General features: G+C 74.9%; 12 protein-coding genes. 11 read left to right on the plus strand and 1 reads right to left on the minus strand.

All coding sequences use genetic code 11. The features are described 5' to 3' along the window. Positions 1-64 precede the first annotated feature (64 nt). The 4 genes from ACIG36_RS10435 (at position 65) to ACIG36_RS10450 (ending at position 5002) form a co-directional block, all read left to right on the plus strand. On the plus strand, positions 65-661 hold the full coding sequence (locus ACIG36_RS10435; protein ID WP_399925113.1) for a hypothetical protein: 597 nt from the start codon (positions 65-67) through the stop codon (positions 659-661). Positions 662-844: 183 nt separating this feature from the next. Further along, positions 845-1678 carry a M55 family metallopeptidase gene (locus tag ACIG36_RS10440; protein WP_399925115.1) on the plus strand — a complete coding sequence of 278 codons (834 nt, stop codon included), beginning with the start codon at positions 845-847 and terminating at the stop codon, positions 1676-1678. Continuing rightward, positions 1671-3008, plus strand: coding sequence for a M20/M25/M40 family metallo-hydrolase (locus ACIG36_RS10445; protein ID WP_399925117.1), 1338 nt, complete (start codon positions 1671-1673; stop codon positions 3006-3008). The genes ACIG36_RS10440 and ACIG36_RS10445 overlap by 8 nt, the downstream gene beginning before the upstream one ends. A gap of 5 nt (positions 3009-3013) precedes the next feature. Then, the gene (locus tag ACIG36_RS10450) at positions 3014-5002 is read left to right on the plus strand and encodes a S9 family peptidase (protein WP_399925119.1); all 1989 of its coding nucleotides are present in this window, start codon (positions 3014-3016) and stop codon (positions 5000-5002) included. A 36-nt stretch (positions 5003-5038) separates the two neighbouring features. On the opposite strand, the gene ACIG36_RS10455 is transcribed toward ACIG36_RS10450, so the two are convergent. Next, positions 5039-5854, minus strand: coding sequence for an ABC transporter ATP-binding protein (locus ACIG36_RS10455; RefSeq protein WP_399925121.1), 816 nt, complete (start codon positions 5852-5854; stop codon positions 5039-5041). 159 nt (positions 5855-6013) lie between these two features. Here ACIG36_RS10455 and ACIG36_RS10460 point away from each other — a divergent pair, with 159 nt between their 5' ends. The 7 genes from ACIG36_RS10460 to ACIG36_RS10490 all read left to right on the plus strand — a co-directional run bounded on the left by ACIG36_RS10460 (position 6014) and on the right by ACIG36_RS10490 (position 16101). Next, positions 6014-6808: a 2,3-dihydro-2,3-dihydroxybenzoate dehydrogenase gene (locus tag ACIG36_RS10460; protein ID WP_399925123.1), complete on the plus strand. Its 795-nt coding sequence runs from the start codon at positions 6014-6016 to the stop codon at positions 6806-6808. 805 nt (positions 6809-7613) lie between these two features. After that, positions 7614-8858 carry an isochorismate synthase DhbC gene (dhbC, locus tag ACIG36_RS10465; RefSeq protein WP_399925125.1) on the plus strand — a complete coding sequence of 415 codons (1245 nt, stop codon included), beginning with the start codon at positions 7614-7616 and terminating at the stop codon, positions 8856-8858. Between the two features lie 2 nt (positions 8859-8860). Beyond that, a complete protein-coding gene (locus tag ACIG36_RS10470; RefSeq protein ID WP_399925410.1) occupies positions 8861-10510 on the plus strand; it encodes a (2,3-dihydroxybenzoyl)adenylate synthase in 1650 nt (549 codons plus the stop codon). Between the two features lie 18 nt (positions 10511-10528). Continuing rightward, positions 10529-11161 carry an isochorismatase family protein gene (locus tag ACIG36_RS10475; protein WP_399925128.1) on the plus strand — a complete coding sequence of 211 codons (633 nt, stop codon included), beginning with the start codon at positions 10529-10531 and terminating at the stop codon, positions 11159-11161. 4 nt (positions 11162-11165) lie between these two features. Beyond that, on the plus strand, positions 11166-11396 hold the full coding sequence (locus ACIG36_RS10480; RefSeq protein WP_086575018.1) for a phosphopantetheine-binding protein: 231 nt from the start codon (positions 11166-11168) through the stop codon (positions 11394-11396). After that, the gene (locus tag ACIG36_RS10485; RefSeq protein ID WP_399925130.1) at positions 11393-15409 is read left to right on the plus strand and encodes an amino acid adenylation domain-containing protein; all 4017 of its coding nucleotides are present in this window, start codon (positions 11393-11395) and stop codon (positions 15407-15409) included. Before ACIG36_RS10480 ends, ACIG36_RS10485 begins: the two co-directional genes overlap by 4 nt. Beyond that, entirely contained in the window at positions 15409-16101 is a 693-nt protein-coding gene (locus ACIG36_RS10490; RefSeq protein ID WP_399925132.1) for a 4'-phosphopantetheinyl transferase family protein, read from the plus strand. Before ACIG36_RS10485 ends, ACIG36_RS10490 begins: the two co-directional genes overlap by 1 nt. The last annotated feature ends 242 nt before the right edge of the window (positions 16102-16343 follow it).

Raw genomic sequence — 16343 nt, forward strand, 5'->3', positions numbered from 1 at the left:
GGCCCCGCCGGGGCCCTACCGTGGTAACGGTGGCTCAGATCCTGGCGCGAAGGGGCAACCACTCATGGACCGTGGCACGTCCGACCCCGCAGTACCCCGGCAACGGCCCGGCGTCCCCGGCCGGGTTCCCCTCGCCATGGTCGTGGTCGGCCCCACCGGAGCGGTGACCCACTGGAGCAGCGGCGCGCGCCGGCTGTTCGGCCGCACCCCGCAGGAGGCGGTGGGCGCGCCGGCCGCCGATCTGCTGCCGATGGGCGGGGCGTTGAGCGACTACGGCGACGGCGTGGGCGGCGAGGCGGAGTACATCCCGCCCATGGTGGGCTTCGCCCGATCGGGCCGCGCGCGCAGCGCGCGGGACGTGCCCGCCGACGTGCTGTGGTGGGCGTACCCGCTGTCCGGTCCGGGCCCGGCCCGGCTGCTCGTCCTCGCCACCGACGCCACCCGCCTGCCGAGGTCCGCCCGCGAGCGCGTCCTGCCCGCCTTCGCCCCGCACACGGACTCCCCCTGCACCGAGCGCCTGGCCGGCCGCCTCCCCGCCCTCCTCCCCGGCCTGGGCCGGGCCCAGAGCCGCCGCATCGTCGCCCGGGTGGCCGAACTGGGCTACCCGGTCCTGGAAATCAGCGGGCACGCGCGCGTGTCGGGGGCACTGCCTCCGGCTTGATCCGTCCGGAGTTCGCGGAGGACGCGGAGTTCCACCGGCGTTGCCGGCGGGAGGCGCAGCCAGGGGTACTTCCAGGGGCCGCTGGTGCTGTTGAGCCACCCGGGTTGACCTTCGGGGGGACGGTTCTCCGGAGTTATCCACAGGCCTGGTCCGGGGGGCCGTCGGCGCGTAGCGTGACGAGGCATGAAGATCCTGATCTCCGCGGACATGGAAGGTGCCACCGGCGTCACCTGGCCCGGTGATGTGCTGCCCGGCGCGTCGCAGTGGGAGCGGTGCCGTCATCTGTTCACGTCGGACGTGAACGCGGCCGTCGCCGGGTTCTTCGACGGGGGCGCCGATGCCGTGCTCATCAACGAGGCGCACTGGAGCATGCGCAATCTGCTGCTCGAGAAGCTGGACGAGCGGGCCCAGATGCTCACCGGGAAGCACAAGCCGCTGAGCATGGTCGAGGGCGTGCAGCACGGGGACGTGGACGGCATCGCGTTCGTGGGGTACCACGCCGCGGCCGGCGCCGAGGGGGTGCTGGCGCACACGTACCTGGCCAACTCGCTGACGGGCGTGTGGGTGGACGGCACGCGAGCGAGCGAGGGGTTGCTGAACTCGCTGGTCGTCGCCGAATACGGTGTTCCGGTGGTGCTGGTGACCGGGGACGACCGGACGTGCGAGGACGCCGCGCGCTACGCGCCGGCGGCGCGGTCGGTCGCGGTGAAGGACTATGTGTCGCGGTACGCGGCCGTGTGCCGCACCCCGGCCCGTACCGCGGCCGACATCCGGGCCGCGGCCGAGGCCGCCACGGCGATGGCCGTGCGGCACGAGCCCGTGCGGGGCGGGCCGTTCACCCTTGAGCTGGAGTTCGACGCCGAGCATCTGGCCGGGGCCGCCACGGCGGTCCCAGGCGTCGAGCAGAGTGGTGAGCGGCGGGTCGCCTACACCATGCCGACCATGTACGAAGCGATCCGCTGCTTCAAGGCGGTCACGACCGTCGTCTCGGCGGCGGTGGAGGACCAGTATGGGTAACACCGTTGACGACCGGGCTCTCGAGGAGGTGGTGGCGTTCACCTCCGACCTGATCAGGATCGACACCACCAACCGCGGCGGCGGGGACTGCCGGGAGAGACCCGCCGCCGAGTATGTCGCCGAGCGGCTCGCCGGCGCGGGCCTCGAGCCGGTCCTGCTGGAGAAGGACGGTGGGCGGACCAACGTCGTCGCCCGGATCGCGGGCACGGATCCGGGGGCGGACGCCCTGCTCGTCCACGGGCACCTGGACGTGGTGCCCGCGGACCCCGGTGACTGGAGCGTGCACCCCTTCTCGGGCGAGGTCCGCGACGGGGTGGTGTGGGGCCGCGGCGCCGTCGACATGAAGAACATGGACGCGATGGTGCTGGCCGTCGTACGGGCCTGGGCCCGTGCCGGTGAGCGGCCGCCCCGCGACATCGTGCTGGCCTTCACCGCGGACGAGGAGGACAGCGGCGTCCCCGGTGCCGGATTCCTCGCCGACGAGCACGCCGGGCTCTTCGAGGGCTGCACGGTGGGCATCAGCGAGTCCGGGGCGTACACCTTCCACGCCGACGGCGGCGTGCGGCTGTATCCGGTGGGGGCGGGCGAGCGCGGTTCGGCCTGGCTGAAGCTGACCGCGCGCGGCACCGCCGGGCACGGATCGAAGGTCAACCGCCGCAACGCGGTGACCAATCTGGCCGCGGCCATCGCCCGGATCGGCGAGTACCGGTGGCCGGTGCGGCTCACACCGACCGTCAAGGCCGCCCTGCGACGGATCGCCGCCGTGCAGGGCATCGAGGTCGACCCCGACGACCCCGGGCTCGACCTGGACGAGCTGCTGGGCAAGCTCGGCAGGGCCTCGGCGCTGCTCGCGGCCACGGTCCGCAACAGCGCCAACCCCACGATGCTGGACGCCGGGTACAAGATCAATGTCATTCCCGGGCGGGCGGTCGGCTTCGTCGACGGGCGGACCGTTCCGGGTGGTGAGGAGGAGTTCCGCACCACCATGGACCAGCTCACCGGGCCCGACGTGGAGTGGGAGCGCTTCCATGGGGGCTCGGCACTGCAGGCGCCGGTCGACGGGCCGGAGTTCGCCCGGATGCGCGCGGCCCTGGAGCGCTTCGACCCGGAGGGGCGGGTGGTGCCGTTCTGCATGTCCGGCGGGACCGACGCCAAGTACTTCTCCCGCCTGGGCATCGTCGGCTACGGCTTCTCCCCGCTCAAGCTGCCGCCCGGCTTCGACTACCAGGCGGTCTTCCACGGCGTCGACGAGCGGGTGCCCGTCGACGCGCTGCACTTCGGTGTCCGGGTGCTCGATCATTTCCTGATGGACCGTTCCGAGGAGGCATGACGATCATGGTGTCCACGACCCCCTACGGGGCCTGGCAGTCCCCGATCGACGCGGCGCTGGCCGTATCGCACGACATCAGGCCGGACTTCGTGGGCACAGTGGGCGACGAGGTGTGGTGGGTGGAGCCGCGCCCGTGCGAGGGCGGCCGGCTGACGCTGGTGCGGCGGCGCCCCGGCGCCCCGGAGGCGTCCGTGCTGGACGCGCCGTGGAACGTGCGCAGCCGGGTCTTCGAGTACGGCGGGCTGCCGTGGGCGGCGGTGCCCCGGGAGACCGGCGGGCCACTGGTGGTGTTCGCCCACTTCCCCGACCAGCGGCTGTACGTGTGGGAGCCGGACGATCCGGCCGGCGGCGGGCCGCGGCCGCTGACCCCGGTCTCGGCCGTGGGGGGCGGGCTGCGCTGGGCCGACCCGGTGCTGCTGCCCGAGCGGGGCGAAGTGTGGTGCGTGCTGGAGGAGTTCACGGGCGAGGGGCCGGGCGACGTGCGGCGGGTGCTCGCCGCCGTGCCCCTGGACGGATCGGCCGCCGGCGACCGGGGCGCGGTGCGTGAGCTGACCGACGACGGGCACCGCTTCGTCACCGGGCCCCGGCTCTCCCCGGACGGGCGCCGGGTGGCGTGGATCGCCTGGGACCACCCGCGCATGCCGTGGGACGGCACCGAGCTGAAGACCGCCGAGGTCGGCGCGGACGGCCGCCTCACCGGGACGCGGACGGTGCTGGGCGGCCCGGGGGAGGCCGTGGCGCAGGTGGAGTGGGCCGCGGACGGATCGCTGCTGGCGGCGACCGACCGCACCGGGTGGTGGAACCTGCACCGGGTCGACCCGGCGAGCGGGGCGTGCGTCAATCTCTGCCGCCGCGAGGAGGAGTTCGCGGGCGCGCTGTGGCGTCCGGGGACACGCTGGTTCGCGCCGCTGGCCAATGGCCTGATCGCCGTCGTGCACGGCCGGGGCGCCATGGTGCTGGGCATACTCGACCCCGAGACCGGGGAGCTGGTCGACGCGGCCGGGCCGTGGACGGAGTGGGCCGCGACGGTGGAGGCGAGCGGCAGCCGGGTGGTGGGCGTGGCCGCCAGCCCCCGCAGCTCGTACGAGGTGGTGGAGCTGGACACCGGCACCGGCCGGGCGCGGGCGATCGGTTCCCGGCACGTGGACGTGGTGGATCCCGCCTACTACCCCGAGCCGCTGATCCGCACCTTCACCGGGCCGGACGGCCGGGAGATCCACGCCCACGTCTATCCGCCGCACAGCCCCGACCATCTGGCCCCGGCCGACGACCTGCCGCCGTTCGTGGTGTGGGCGCACGGCGGTCCGACGGGCCGGGCGCCGCAGGTGCTGGACCTGGAGGTCGCCTACTTCACCTCGCGGGGCATCGGCGTGGCGCAGGTCAACTACGGCGGTTCTACGGGCTACGGCCGGGAGTACCGCGAGCGGCTGCGGGAGCGGTGGGGGATCGTCGACGTCGAGGACTGCGCGGCCGTGGCCGAGGCGTTGGCCGAGGAGGGCACGGCCGACCGGGCGCGGCTGGCCATCCGGGGCGGCAGCGCGGGCGGCTGGACGGCGGCGGCGTCGCTGGCCTCGACGGAGCTGTACGCCTGCGGCACCATCGCCTACCCGGTGCTGGACCTGCTGACCTGGGCCGAGGGCGGCACCCACGATCTGGAGTCGCACTATCTGGAGAGCCTCGTCGGCCCGTTCGCCGAGGTCCCGGACCGCTACCGCGACCGCTCGCCGCTCACCCGCGCGGACCGCATCTCGGTGCCCTTCCTGCTGTTGCAAGGCCTCGAGGACCCGGTGTGTCCGCCCGTGCAGAGCGAGCGGTTGCTGGAGGCGATGGCCGGGCGCGGGGTGCCGTACGCCTACCTGGCCTTCGAGGGCGAGGGGCACGGCTTCCGGCGCGCCGAGTCGATGGTCCGGTCGCTGGAGGCGGAGCTGGCGCTGTATGCCGGGGCCTTCGGGGTGGAGGTGCCGGGCATACCCGTCCTCGAGCTCGCCAAGTGACCGGCGCGGGCGCGCGGCCCGCCGCCTGACCTCGGGTCAGGCGGCGGGGGCCGCCGCCGCTACGGGCACCGCGGCGGCGGTGCGGGCGGCGGGGACGACGACGGGGGAGCCGTCGCCGGGGGCGGCGAGGACGTCGGCGTCGATGCCGTAGAGCTCACGGACCAGGGCTGCGTCGACGACCTCGCGGGAGGGGCCGTGGGCGACGATGCGGCCGTCGCGCATGGCGACGATCACGTCCGCGTAGCGGGCGGCGCTCGCCAGGTCGTGCAGCACCATCATGACGGTGCGTCCGGCCGCCGCCACCTCGCGGACGAGTTCCAGGACGTCGACGGCGTGCCCGAGGTCGAGGGCGCTGGTGGGCTCGTCCAGCAGCACGATCGGCGTCTCCTGGGCGAGGACCATGGCGAGCCAGCAGCGCTGGCGCTGGCCACCGGAGAGCTGGTCGAGTCGGCGCCCGGCCAGGCCGGCGGTGCCGGTGGCCTCGAGCGCCCGGCGTACGGCGCGTTCGTCCTCGCGCGACCACTGGCGGAAGAGGCCCTGGTGGGGGTGGCGTCCGTAGCGGACGAGCCCTGCGACGGTCACGGCCTCGGGCGCCTGCGGGGACTGGGGCAGGAGGGCGATGCGGTGCGCGGCCCTGCGCGGGGTGAGACCCCAGATGTCGGCGTCGCCGATCCTGACCGTGCCGGAGTCGGGCTGATGCAGCCGGGCGATGGACCGCAACAGGGTGGACTTGCCACAGCCGTTGGGGCCGACGACGGCGACGACCTGTCCCTCGGGGACGGTGAGGTCCACGCCGTGCACGACCGGGTGGCCGGGGTATCCGGCGGTGAGCTGTTCGACGACGAGTCGCATGAGGTTAGCCTAACCTAATGGTCGCCCGCTTCCGATTCACGCGCGGTGCTTTTCCCGTTCCCATTGGCTTTTGACGCATCGACCAAACGTTCGCTCGCACGTCAATTCCCTTCGGACGGGTGTGTCATGTAAGGTAAGCCTTACCTTAATTCAAGCGGAATGGGGGAAACCGCCGTGGAGCAGTCCGAACTCGCCGGCCGTATCGCGCTGGTCACCGGCGCCGGACAAGGCATAGGCGAGGCCGTGACCCGCGCCCTCGTCGCCCGGGGAGCGCGCGTCGCGGCCCTCGACGCGACGGCAGACGGCATCAAGAAGCTCGAAGTGGAATTCGGTGCCGGTGCCGTCACCCACTACGCCGCCGACGTCTCCGACAGTGCCGCCGTCGAAGCCGTCGTCGACGACGTGGAGAAGAACATCGGACCGCTCGACATCCTCGTCAACGTCGCCGGAGTGCTGCGCACTTCTCCCGTGGTCGAGATCAGTGACGAGGTGTGGGAGCGCACGTTCGCCGTGAACTCCACCGGCGTCTTCAACACCTCCCGCGCCGCCGCCCGCCGGATGAGCGAGCGCCGCGGCGGATCGATCGTCACCGTCGGCTCGAACGCCGCCGGGGTGCCGCGCACCAGCATGGCCGCGTACGCGGCCTCGAAGGCCGCCGCCACCATGTTCACCAAGTGCCTCGGGCTTGAGCTGGCGCGCAGCGGGGTCCGCTGCAACGTCGTCTCGCCCGGCTCCACCGACACCGCGATGCAGCGCTCGTTGTGGTCGGGCGACCAGGTCCCGGACCGCGTCATCGACGGCGACCCCGCCTCGTACCGCGTCGGCATCCCGCTCGGCCGCATCGCCGAGCCGTCGGACGTCGCCGACGCCGTCCTCTTCCTGGTCTCCGACCGGGCGCGGCACATCACGATGCACGACCTGTACGTGGACGGGGGCGCGACCTTGCGCGCCTGACGGCGCCGGCGGCGCCCCACGGCGCCTCAAGTGCCGGGTGCGCTCGGGCTCGGTGCGGTCGGCAGCACGGGACGGCCGGGCTCCGCCCGGCGCCCCGGCGGCGCCGGCGGCGTTCGGTCGCCCAGCGCCTCCAGCCTGGGCGAACCGCCGGACGGCAGACCGCCGGATGGCGCGGCCCGATGGGGCGGCCCCGGTGGGGCGGTCCCGGTGGCGCGGCCCCGGTGGGGCAGCTCGGCCCGGCGGGGCGGAGCGGCCCGGCCCGGCGGCCGGACCCGACCTCCGGCCCGGCGGCCGGACCCGACCTCCGGCCCGGCGGCCGGACCTGACCTCCGGACCTGACCTCCGGACCCGGCGGCCGGACCCGGCGGCCGGACCTGACCTCCGGACCCGACGTCCGGACCCGACGTCCGGCCCGGCAGTCGGTCCGGCTGCCGGACCCGCCCGCCCGCACCCAACGCCCCGTCAGACCCCTTGCGCCCGCGCCCTCCTCGTCCGAACATCGTCAACCGGTCCGCCCGTCAGGACGGACCATCGCAGCAACCAACGGCCCGCCAGGGCCACCGGGTAGCCGCCCGTCAGGGCGGACCACCGCAGTAACCAACCGGCCCCCCAGGGCCACCCGGCAGCCGCCCGCCAGGGCGGACCCGCCGAGCCGTCGCCGCCAACGGCGGCCAGGGCGGCCACGCCCCACCGGGCCGGCCGTCCGGGTCCTGCCGGACGTCAGGTGCGGCCCTACCGGGCCGGCCCGTCGAATCGATTCTTCACCCCATACCCGGTGCGATCCACCGGGGGAACGGAGCAGCAGGTGACCACCGCTCACCACGTCGCCGACCGGCCGAGCGAGCCCGGTGCGCGCCCGGACGTCCGCCCCGCGGCGGACGCGGCGGCCGCCCGTGACGCCGTCGGAGCGGCGACCTCGCTGCTCGACGCCTACGAGCCCGGCCGCGGCCGGTTCTTCGCCTCGCCCACCCGCACCCTCCTCGCCCACGGCGTGCGGGCCGAAGTGCCGCACGGCGAGGCCCCCCTGGCCCGGCGGGTGACCGAGACGCTGGAGGCCGAGCTGCTCGCGGGCAACCCGGCGCCCGTCGTCATAGGCACCGTGCCCTTCCACCACGACGCCCCCGCCGCGCTCGCGGTGCCCGAGACCGTCCGCTGGGCGCCCCCGCTCGCCACCGACCCGCTCGTCGCCCTGCCCGCCGCCGCGCCCGCCGCCGCCGACTGGGACGTGCGGCCCGAGCCCGAGCCCGGCGTCTACGGTGCCGCCGTCGCCGAGGCCGTGCGCCGCATGAAGCGCGGGGACTTCAGCAAGGTCGTCCTCGCCCGCACCCTGCGCCTGACCTCCTCCCGCGACCTCGACCTGCCCGGCCTCCTCCAGCGCCTGGCCCGCCGCGACCCCTCCGGCTACACCTTCGCCGTGCCGTCCGGCCCCGGCCGCACCCTGCTGGGCGCAAGCCCCGAACTCCTCGTCTCCCGCCGCGGCGGGCGCCTGGTCGCCAACCCGCTGGCCGGCTCCACCCCCCGCAGCGCCGACCTCGCCGAGGACGTGCGCCGCGCGGCGGCCCTGCTGGAGTCCGCCAAGGACCTGCACGAGCACGCCGTCGTCGTGGACGCCGTCCGCGAGGCCCTGGCCCCCTACTGCCGCACCCTCGAGGTGCCCGAGCGCCCCACGCTCGTCCGCACCGCCACCATGTGGCACCTGTCCACCACCGTGACCGGCGAACTCGCCGAACCCGCCGTCTCAGCCCTGGAACTGGCCTGCGCCCTGCACCCCACCCCGGCCGTGTGCGGCACCCCCACCGCCATCGCCCGCGACGTCATCGGCGAACTCGAGCCCTTCGACCGGGGCGCCTACACCGGCATGGTGGGATGGGGTGACGCCAACGGCGACGGCGAATGGGTCGTCACCATCCGTTGTGCGGAGGCCGAGGAGCGCACGCTGCGCCTCTTCGCCGGCGCCGGCGTCGTCGAGCAGTCCTCGCCGGAGGCGGAGACCGCCGAGACCGGCGCCAAGTTCCAGACGTTCCTTCAGGCAGTGGGGGTAGACCAGTGACAGTGCCGACCATCGACGCGCCGGGGTACCCGGACGGGTTCGCCGAGCGCTACCGCGCGGCGGGCTGGTGGCGCGGTGAGACGTTCGGCCGGATGCTGCGCGACCGCGCCGCCGCCCACCCGGACCGGGTCGCGATCGTCGACCCGGCGGGCGCCGGCCGGCGCTGGACGTACGGCGAGCTCGACGAGCGCGCCGACCGGCTGGCCGCCGGGTTCCTGGCCCGGGGCATCGGCAAGGGCGACCGCGTCGTCGTCCAGCTGCCGAACGTCGCCGAGTTCTTCGAGGTGGTCTTCGCCCTCTTCCGCATCGGCGCCCTCCCCGTCTTCGCGCTGCCCGCGCACCGCGAGACCGAGATCCGCCACTTCTGCTCCTTCACCGAGGCCCGCGCCTACGTCGTCGCCGACGTCGCCGAGGGCTACGACTACCGGGTGCTGGCGGACAGGATGCGCGCCGAGGTGCCCACCCTCGAGCACGTCTTCGTCGTCGGCGAGCCGGGCGGGCACACCGCCCTGGCCGACGTCCCCACCGAGCCCGTCGCCGTCGAGGACGCCCCCGAACCCCACGAGCTGGCCTTTCTCCAGCTCTCCGGCGGCTCCACCGGCGTCCCCAAGCTCATCCCGCGCACCCACGACGACTACATCTACTCGCTGTGGGGCTCCAACGAGATCTGCGGGGTCGACGAGAACAGCGTCTACCTCTGCGCCCTGCCCGCCGCCCACAACTTCCCCCTCAGCTCGCCCGGCACCCTCGGCGCGCTGTACGCGGGCGCCCGCGTCGTGCTGGCCCCCCGGCCCAGCCCGGACGTCGCCTTCCCGCTCATCGAGCGCGAGGGCGTGACCATCACCGGCCTGGTGCCGCCGCTGGCCCTGGTGTGGACCGAGGCCGCCGCGGCCGGCGGGCACGACCTCTCCAGCCTCGATGTCCTCCTCGTGGGTGGCGCCAAGTTCAGCGAGGAGGCGGCCCGCCGGGTGCGGCCCGTGCTCGGCTGCACCCTGCAGCAGGTCTTCGGCATGGCGGAGGGCCTGGTGAACTACACCCGGCTCGACGACCCCGAGGAGACCATCGTCACCACCCAGGGCCGCCCCATCTCGCCCGACGACGAGATACGCGTCGTGGACGACGAGGACAACGACCTGCCCACCGGCGCCACCGGCCACCTGCTGACCCGCGGCCCCTACACCATCCGCGGCTACTGGCGGGCGCCCGAGCACAACGCCGCCTCCTTCACCGCGGACGGCTTCTACCGCACCGGCGACGTCGTACGGCTGACGGAGACGGGCCACATCGTCGTCGAGGGCCGGGCCAAGGACCAGATCAACCGGGGCGGCGAGAAGGTCGCCGCCGAGGAGATCGAGAACCACATCCTCGCCCACCCCTCCGTCCACGACGTCGCCGTCGTCTCCATGCCCGACGACTACCTGGGCGAGCGCACCTGCGCGTACGTCGTGCTGCGCGAGGGCGCCGAACCGGTGAAGTCCATCGCCGTCAAGAAATTCGTCCGCGAGCGCGGCCTGGCCGCCTTCAAGGTGCCCGACCGGGTCGAGTTCGTCGACGCCTTCCCGCAGACCGGCATCGGCAAGGTCTCCAAGAAGGACCTCCGCGCGGCCATCGCCGCCCGCCTCCGCGAAACCGCCGCACCGGCACAGCACTGAGAAAGGCCCCACACCACCATGGCGCTCCCTGCCATCGCCCCCTATGCCATGCCCACCGCGGCCGACCTCCCGGCGAACAAGGTCTCCTGGACGGTCGACCCGGCCCGTGCCGTGCTGCTCGTGCACGACCTGCAGAACTACTTCCTCGACGCCTTCCAGGGCGACGCCTCGCCCGTCACCGAGCTGCTGGAGAACGTCGCGCGGCTGAAGAAGGACTGCGAGCGCCTGGGCGTGCCCGTCGTCTACTCCGCCCAGCCCGGCGGCCAGAGCCCCGCCGAGCGCGGCCTGCAGCAGGACTTCTGGGGACCGGGCCTGCCCGCCGACCCGCGCGCCCGCGCCATCGCCGACGCGGTCGCCCCGGGCGACGGCGACACGGTCCTGACGAAGTGGAAGTACAGCGCGTTCGTCCGCACCGACCTCGCGGAGCGAATGGCCGCACAGGGCCGCGACCAGCTGGTCGTCGTCGGCGTCTACGCCCACATCGGTGTCATGATGAGCGCCTGCGACGCGTGGATGCGGGACATCCAGCCGTTCCTCGTCGCCGACGCCGTCGCCGACTTCTCCGCCGAGGACCACGCGATGGCGCTGCGCTGGGCGGCCGCCAAGTGCGCGGTCGTCACCACCACCGACCGCGTCTTCGAAGGGAAGTAACCCCATGGCCCTCACGCTGGAACAGATCCGTGCCGACGTCGCCGACGTGCTCGGCGAGGACCCCGCCGACATCCCCGACGACGAGAACCTGGTGGACTACGGCCTCGACTCGGTGCGCATCATGACGCTCGTCGAGCGCTGGCGGCGCGACCACGGCACCGAGGTCACCTTCGTCGACCTCGCCGAGAAGCCGGCCATCGAGCAGTGGGCGCCCCTGCTGGGGGCCCGCACATGACCGTCACCGCGACGGCGCGGCCCGTCAGCGGCACCCCGGCCCGGTCCTCCGGGCCGGAGGGGCTGCCGCTGACGGCCGCTCAGGCGGGCATGTGGTACGCCCAGGCCCTCGATGCGGGCAGCCCCGCCCTCAACACCGCCGAGTACCTCGAGATCCACGGCGACATCGACCCGGTCCGCTTCGCCGAGGCCCTGCACCGCACCGTCGGCGAGGCCGACGCCCTGCGCGTCCGTCTGGTGGACACCCCGGCCGGGCCCCGCCAGCTGCCCGTCGAGATCGAGCCGCCCGGCCACGGCTTCCCTCTGCACGCCGCCGACCTTCGAGACCAGGGAGACGTCGAAAAGGCAGTTGCGACCGCCCTCGCCTGGATGCGCGCCGACCTCGCCGTCCCCTTCGACCTGGCGAGCGGCCCCCTCTTCGCCCACGCCCTCTTCCGCGTCGGTGAGCGGCGCTGGCTGTGGTACCAGCGCGTCCATCACGCCGTCCTCGACGGCTACGGCTACTCGCTGGTGGCCCGCCGCGTCGCCGAGGTCTACACCGCCCTCGCCGCCGGCGACGACCCCGGCCCCAGCCCCTTCGGGCGGCTCGCCGCGCTCGTCGAGGAGGACGCCGCCTACCGCGACTCCGCCACGTACGACCGCGACCGCGAGCACTGGACCGGCCACCTGGCCGGCCGCCCCGCCGTCCCCACCCTCTCCGGCCGCGCCGCCCTGCCCTCGCGCACCACCCTGCGCCACACCGCGCACCTCGGCCCCCAGGCCGCCGCCCGGCTGCGTGAACTCGCCGCGTCCGTGCGCGCCACCTGGCCCGACGTCCTCTTCGCCGCCCAGGCCCTCTACCTGGCGCGCGCCACCGGCAGGCGGGACGTCGTCCTGGGCCTGCCCATGATGGGCCGCATGGGCTCGGTCGCCCTGCGCGTCCCCGGCATGGTCATGAACGTGCTGCCGCTGCGCATGACCGTCGCCCCCGACGCCACCTTCGCCGAGCTCACCCGCCAGGCCGACCTCGGCATCCGCGCCGCCCGCCGCCACCAGCGCTACCGCTACGCCGACCTGCGCCGCGACCTCGGCCTGCTCGGCGAGGGCGGCGCGCTCGTCGGGCCGCTGGTCAACGTCATGCCGTTCGACTACGGGCTCACCTTCGCAGGGGCCCGATCCGACGCCCACAACCTCTCCGGCGGGCCCGTCGACGACCTCACCGTCAACATCTACGACCGCGCCGACGGCACCGGCCTGCGCATCGACTACGACGCCAACCCGGCCTCCTACGGCGACGACGAACTCGCCGCCCACCAGCGGCGCTTCCTCGACCTGCTGACCCGCATCGCCGACAGCGACCCGCACGAGCCGCTGTCCGCCCTCTCCCTCGCCACCGACGAGGAGCGCGAGCAGGTGCTGGTGGAGTGCAACGACACCTCGGTGGACGTGCCCCCGACCACCCTCATCGGCCCCATCGAGGCCCGCGCCGCCCGCACCCCGCACGCGCTCGCGCTCGTCGCGGGCGAAGCGCGCCTGACCTACGCCGAACTGAACACCCGGGCCAACCGGCTCGCCCGCCACCTCATCGGACTCGGCGTGCGCCCCGGCACCCTCGCCGCCGTCGCCCTGCCGCGCTCCGCCGAACTCGTCGTGGCCCTGCTGGCCGTCCTCAAGGCGGGCGGCGCCTACGTACCGCTGGACCCCGGGCACCCGCGCGAGCGGCTGGCCCTCGTCCTGGCGGACGCGGACCCGGTGTGCGTGGTGACGGACACCGCCACGCGCGCCGCGGCCCTGCCGGACGCCGCGCCGCGGGCCGTGCTGCTGGACGACCCGGCGCTGGCCGCCGAGCTGGACCGGCACCACCCCACCGACCCCGGACGGCCGCTGACGCCCCAGCACCCCGCCTACGTCATCCACACCTCCGGCTCCACCGGACGCCCCAAGGGCGTCGTCGTCCCGCACTCCGCGATCGACAACCGGCTGCGCTGGATGCAGGGCGAGTACGGGCTGACCGTCGAGGACAGGGTCCTGCACAAGACGCCCGTCGGCTTCGACGTCTCGGTGTGGGAGCTGTTCTGGCCCCTGCGCGAGGGCGCCACCCTCGTCCTCGCAGGTCCGCAGGACCACCGCGACCCGGCGGCACTGGCCCGAACGGTCCGCGAACACGGCATCACCACCGTCCACTTCGTGCCGTCCGCGCTGCCGCTCTTCCTGGACGAGGCGGAGGACGGCCTCCCGCTGCGCAGGGTCTTCTGCAGCGGCGAAACGCTTCCGCGCGAGAGCGCCGACCGCTTCCACCGCACGCTCCCGGGCGTCGGGCTGCACAACCTCTACGGGCCCACCGAAGCGGCCGTCGACGTCACCCACCACCGGTGCGAGCCGGGCGGGAAGGGCCCCGTACCGATCGGCCGGCCCGTGTGGAACACCCGGCTGTACGTCCTCGACGCCGCCCTGCAGCCCTGCCCGCCCGGCGTCACCGGCGAGCTGTACATCGCCGGCGCCCAGCTGGCCACCGGCTACCTCGGACAGCCCGCGCTGACCGCGGAGCGCTTCGTACGCGATCCCTTCGGCGCGCCCGGCGAGCGCATGTACCGCACCGGCGATCTGGCCCGTCGGCGCCAGGACGGCGAGCTCGAGTACCGCGGCCGCACCGACCGGCAGGTCAAACTCCGTGGTCAGCGTGTCGAACTGGGCGAGGTCGAGGCGGCGTTGAGCGCCGACGCCCGCGTCGGCGCCGCCCGCGCCATGGTCCGCGAGGACCGCCCCGGCGACCGCCGACTTGTCGCCTATGTGACTCCGGCCTCGGTGGATGCCGCCACCGAGGCCGGTCCGGCCGACCCCCGGGAGCTGCGGGCCGCGCTCGCCGCGCGGCTGCCGGAGGCCATGGTGCCGAGCGCCGTCGTGGTGCTCGACGCCTTCCCGCAGGGCCCCAACGGCAAGCTGGACCAGGCGGCGCTGCCCGCGCCGGCGGCGGCCGTCGGCGACCGGGCCCCGCGCGGCCCCCGGGAAGAGACCCTGACCCGGCTCTTCGCCAAGGTGCTGGGCCTGACGCGGCCGGCCGGTGTCGACGACGGCTTCTTCGACCTGGGCGGCGACTCGCTCCTGGCCATGCAGCTCGTCGCCCGCGTACGGGCGGTGCTCGGCACCGGCCTCGAGCTGGGCGAACTCTTCCGGGCCCCCAGCCCGGCCGCCCTGGCGGCCCGCCTCGGCTGTGACGGCACAGGCGCGGGCGCGAGCTCCGGCCCCGGTGACTCCCTGGGCCCGCTGCTGCCGCTGCGCGCGTCCGGGCTGCGCACCCCGCTGTTCGCGTTCCACCCGGCGGTGGGACTCGGCTGGTGCTACGCGGGCCTGTCGGCCCGGCTCGGCGCCGAACAGCCCGTCCACTGCCTGCAGGCACGCGGCCTGACGGGCGACGAACCGCTGCCCGCCACCCTCGAGGAGGCGGCGCGGGACTGCCTCGCCCGCATCCGCGAGGTCCAGCCGTACGGTCCCTACCGGCTGCTGGGCTGGTCCTTCGGCGGCAACCTCGCGCACGCCGTCGCCGTGCTGCTGCAGAACGCGGGGGAGAAGGTCGAACTGCTCGCGCTGCTCGACTCCTACCCCGGCGACGTCTGGCGCGAGCGCCCGGCACCGGCGGAGGCCGACGCCTTCGCGGAACTGCTGCGCATGGCCGGCGACGAACCGGACGGCGACGCGCCCGTGACGCTCGAGCGCGTCATGACGGCGCTGCGCGCGGAGAACGGCGCCCTGGCCGCCCTCCCGGAACGGACCGTTTCCGCCATGGCCCGCATCGCCCTCAACAACGCCGCGCTGACCCGCCGTCACCGGCCCGGGGTCTTCGAGGGCGACGTCCTCTTCTTCACGGCGGCGGCGCCCCGTGCGGAAGCCCGGCCGAGCCGGGAGGCCTGGCGCCCGTACATCACCGGGGAGCTGGCCAACCGTGACGTCGACTGCGCGCACGCCGCCATGACCCGGCCCGAGCCGGCCGCCCTGATCGCCGAGGCGCTGGCCGGACACCTGGGGGAGAGGGGCTGATGCGCCCGACACCCCGGGTGCTGGGACGCGACCCGCTGCCCGGACCGTGGCGTCCGGGCGGCGGCGTCCCGCACGTCTGGCTGCTGCCCATACCCGACGGCGGCGCGCCCTGGCCCCAGGACGACCTCGACGCGGGGGAGCGGGCACGGGCGGCCGGGTTCGTCCGGCCCCTGCACCGCGACCGCTACGTGGCGGCCCACGCCGGGCTGCGCCGGCTCCTCGGCGCCTACCTGGGGCGGCCGCCGGCGGCGGTCGAGCTGACGCGCGAGCCGTGCCCCGGCTGCGGCGAGCCGCACGGCCGGCCGGCCGCCGCCGGAGCCGCGTTCCACTTCAGCCTCTCGCACGCCGGCGAACGGGCGCTGTTCGCCTTCGCGGACGCGCCGGTGGGCGCCGACGTGGAGGAGGTGCAGCCCCCCTCGGTGGTCGCCGAGGTGGCGCGGATGCTGCACCCGACCGAGACCGCCGAGCTGGACGTCCTCCCCGAACACGCCCGCCCGGCGGCCTTCGCCCGCTGCTGGACCCGCAAGGAGGCCTACCTCAAGGGCACCGGCACGGGCCTGGCGGAGAGCCCGTCGGTGACGTACGTCGGCTCGGGCCCGTCCCCGGCGTCCCCACCCGGCTGGACGATCGACGACGTCGAGGCGGGGACGGGGTACGGGGCGGCGATAGCGGTGGCGGGCTCCGGGACGTGATCCCGGGCTGCGACGGCCGGCGTTTCGCCGGCCGCACGATGGCCGACGTTTCGCCGGCCCCAGCCCCCGCACGATGGCCGGCGTTTCGCCGGCCCCCGCCCCGGCTGCGGCCGCCGGTGGCCTTCGCCCCGGCGGGGGCGCGGCGCGCGGTGACGCCGTGCCGGGCACCGTCCGCGTCGGCGGAGGCGGGCCCGGCGGCCCGCGCGACGGCGGGCGGTTCGGGATGACCGGTCGCGACGTCG

The sequence above is a fragment of the Streptomyces sp. NPDC053048 genome (assembly GCF_044547045.1).
Taxonomy (GTDB): Bacteria; Actinomycetota; Actinomycetes; order Streptomycetales; family Streptomycetaceae; genus Streptomyces.

Coding starts and splice junctions, on each gene's coding strand:
- ACIG36_RS10450 (WP_399925119.1), top strand. CDS start 3,014: ATGGTGTCCACGACCCCCTACGGGGCCTGGCAGTCCCCGATCGACGCG.
- ACIG36_RS10485 (WP_399925130.1), top strand. CDS start 11,393: ATGACCGTCACCGCGACGGCGCGGCCCGTCAGCGGCACCCCGGCCCGG.
- ACIG36_RS10445 (WP_399925117.1), top strand. CDS start 1,671: ATGGGTAACACCGTTGACGACCGGGCTCTCGAGGAGGTGGTGGCGTTC.
- ACIG36_RS10440 (WP_399925115.1), top strand. CDS start 845: ATGAAGATCCTGATCTCCGCGGACATGGAAGGTGCCACCGGCGTCACC.
- ACIG36_RS10435 (WP_399925113.1), top strand. CDS start 65: ATGGACCGTGGCACGTCCGACCCCGCAGTACCCCGGCAACGGCCCGGC.
- ACIG36_RS10455 (WP_399925121.1), bottom strand. CDS start 5,854: ATGCGACTCGTCGTCGAACAGCTCACCGCCGGATACCCCGGCCACCCG.
- ACIG36_RS10475 (WP_399925128.1), top strand. CDS start 10,529: ATGGCGCTCCCTGCCATCGCCCCCTATGCCATGCCCACCGCGGCCGAC.
- ACIG36_RS10480 (WP_086575018.1), top strand. CDS start 11,166: ATGGCCCTCACGCTGGAACAGATCCGTGCCGACGTCGCCGACGTGCTC.
- ACIG36_RS10460 (WP_399925123.1), top strand. CDS start 6,014: ATGGGGGAAACCGCCGTGGAGCAGTCCGAACTCGCCGGCCGTATCGCG.
- ACIG36_RS10490 (WP_399925132.1), top strand. CDS start 15,409: ATGCGCCCGACACCCCGGGTGCTGGGACGCGACCCGCTGCCCGGACCG.